The following is a 2,919-nucleotide window of genomic DNA, read 5'->3' as shown; positions in this document are numbered from 1 at the left end:
TTCATATTCATAGCGCAATATCAAATAAAGACTTATCGGAAGTCAATCAGCATTCGCAGTTAATCTATCACCTTATCCAAGTTGTTGAAGAACAGCTCAATGTGAAAATTAATAAGGATAGCATAGACTATTCACGTTTGGTCCGTCATTTAAGATTCATGATAGACAGGGTGCTTGCTGGGGAAAAAGTAGAGGAACCTGAAAAAATAGCAATGCTATTGAAAGAAGAATATCCTTTGTGTTACAATATCTCTTGGAAGCTAATAAAAATTATGCAGCAGAAATTAGGCAAACCGGTTTGTGATGCGGAAGCTGTCTATCTAACGATGCATATCCAACGATTACAAAAGAAAATTAAATAAACATACATTAACTTACGTGTTACTGATTCGATCAGGCATAAGTGAGGAGAATGATTGTTATGAAAGAGGGTATTATATACCTGAATTTTCATTTCAATCCTATCTTTGCTTATGCCTTTTTTGTATTTGAATTCTGATGCGTGGGAAGATGAATACCATCGTAAATGTAACCGTTTTATTAGCATGGAAAAACAGTAAAGAGGAGGAAAACCTATGTTTAAGAAGTTGTTTGGCGTTTTGCAAAAAATCGGTAAAGCTTTGATGCTTCCTGTAGCCATTTTACCAGCGGCCGGAATTTTGCTTGCGTTTGGTAATGCATTGCAAAACGAAACTTTATTGGATATTGCCCCGTTTCTTGCGAGTGGCGGAGTGGAAATGGTCGCATCGGTAATGGAGAATGCCGGAAATATTATTTTTGGGAATCTTCCCTTGTTGTTTGCTGTGGGGGTCGCAATTGGGTTAGCTGGTGGAGATGGTGTTGCCGGCCTTGCGGCGATTATCGGTTTCTTGATTATGAATGTAACGATGGGAACTGTTCTTGGCATTGACGCTGCCGACATTGAGAACAATAGTGCGGTGTATACCAATGTTCTGGGAATCCCGACGTTGGGAACAGGTGTGTTCGGCGGTATTATCGTCGGTGTCATGGCTGCTGTTATGTATAATAAGTTTTATGAAATTGAACTGCCTTCTTATTTAGGATTCTTTGCAGGTAAACGTTTTGTACCCATTGTAACAGCTGCAAGCGCAGTTATTCTTGGGTTGTTAATGATTTTGATTTGGCCGACGATTCAATCGGGGTTAAATTCATTTTCCGAAAATATGTTGGGTGCTAACCTGACACTTGGAGCTTTCGTGTTTGGGGTTGTAGAACGTGCGCTGATTCCTTTTGGATTGCACCATATCTTCTATTCTCCATTCTGGTTCGAATTTGGCAGCTATATCCCTCAAGGAGGGGGAACGCCAGTCAGAGGAGACCAGGCCATCTTCATGGCACAAATTAAAGATGGCGTACAGAATTTAACGGCCGGTACCTTCATGACTGGTAAATATCCATTCATGATGTTCGGGTTACCAGCTGCAGCTTTGGCCATTTATCATGAAGCAAGACCGGAAAGAAAGAAAATAGTCGGGGGATTGATGGCTTCTGCAGCACTTACATCATTCTTGACTGGGATTACTGAGCCACTTGAATTTGCATTCTTATTTGTTGCACCGATACTATTCGGGATTCACTGTCTGTTTGCCGGTCTATCATTCATGACCATGCATTTACTGGACGTGAAAATCGGGATGACGTTCTCGGGTGGTTTGATCGATTACGTACTGTTTGGTTTAATCAATCCGCAAACCAATGCATGGATTGTTATTCCGGTTGGTTTAGTCCTTGCGGTTATCTATTACTTTGGATTCCGATTTGCGATAAGGAAGTTTAACCTTAAAACTCCTGGTCGTGAAGTGGAAGAGGATGAGGAAGCCGAAGGATCTGCAAGTACAGCTGGAAGTCTTCCTGGGGATATTTTGGATGCCATGGGCGGAAAAGAAAATATTTCTCACTTGGATGCTTGCATTACCCGTCTTCGTGTATCGGTCAATGACATCGGTAACGTTGATAAAAATAGGCTGAAGAAACTTGGTGCCGCTGGAGTTCTGGAAGTGGGCAATAACATCCAGGCTATCTTCGGACCTCGTTCAGAAACGATCAAGGGGCAAATGAAAGATATCATTGATGGAAAACGGCCTCGTAAAGTAGAAACGTCTCCTGAAGTAGGTGTGGAAAAGCAAATCGAGGATGTCGTCCCGAAACCTTTACGGACGGATGAAGTTTCCGAGCGCTTTGTTTCTCCTATTAAAGGGGAATTAAAACCGATCACGGAAGTGCCTGATGCAGTTTTTGCTGAAAAAATGATGGGCGATGGATTTGCAATTGTACCTGAGGAAGGGTTGGTTGTTTCTCCTGTGGACGGTACGATCGTTAATTTATTCCCGACTAAACATGCAATAGGTATCGTTTCCGAAGCTGGACGTGAAATCTTGATTCATGTCGGGATCGATACAGTTAAGTTGGAAGGCAAAGGTTTCGAAGCACTTGTCGCTCAAGGAGATAAAGTGACAAGCGGGCAGCCATTGCTTAAAGTTGATATAGAGTATGTCAAAAACAATGCTAGCTCTATCATTACGCCAATCGTCTTTACTAACCTTTCCGAAGGTGAAAGCGTCAAGATTGAAAAGGGCGGAAATGTAGATAGGGAAGAAGAGGACGTAATCTCCATCAATAAATAATCATTAATAAATAACGGGAGGGTGGCTATAATCAGCTGCCCTCCTGTTTTTTTGATGATTTTTTGGCATGGACCGGCTTCTATAGAAAGAAAGTGGTTCAGTGAAAAAAAGAAGTTAATTTTAAAAGATTAAATTGACTTATCTATATGCAAGTGCTAATATATTAAATACACCGCTTGAGACAAACAAGACAAACAAGTGAATGATAACTTGTTGTTGACTTTGTGTTTGGAGGGTGTTATACTAATAAAGTCGCTAAACGAAGCGATGGAAA

2 protein-coding genes are annotated in these 2,919 nt (G+C 41.1%); both read left to right on the top strand.

Annotated features, from left to right (window positions below):
* On the top strand, positions 1-362 hold a 362-nt coding region (locus AC2YHV_RS27500; protein ID WP_487374598.1), incomplete at its 5' end, for a PRD domain-containing protein.
* 213 nt (positions 363-575) lie between these two features.
* Positions 576-2,645, top strand: a complete 2,070-nt coding sequence (gene ptsG / locus AC2YHV_RS27495) for a glucose-specific PTS transporter subunit IIBC (protein ID WP_487374597.1) — start codon at positions 576-578, stop codon at positions 2,643-2,645.
* Positions 2,646-2,919 lie beyond the last annotated feature (274 nt).

It is taken from the genome of Peribacillus sp. SRI_006 (assembly GCF_057586375.1).
The sequence above is the reverse complement of the archived record's forward strand: the minus strand, read 5'-3'. Positions and strand labels throughout refer to the sequence as shown.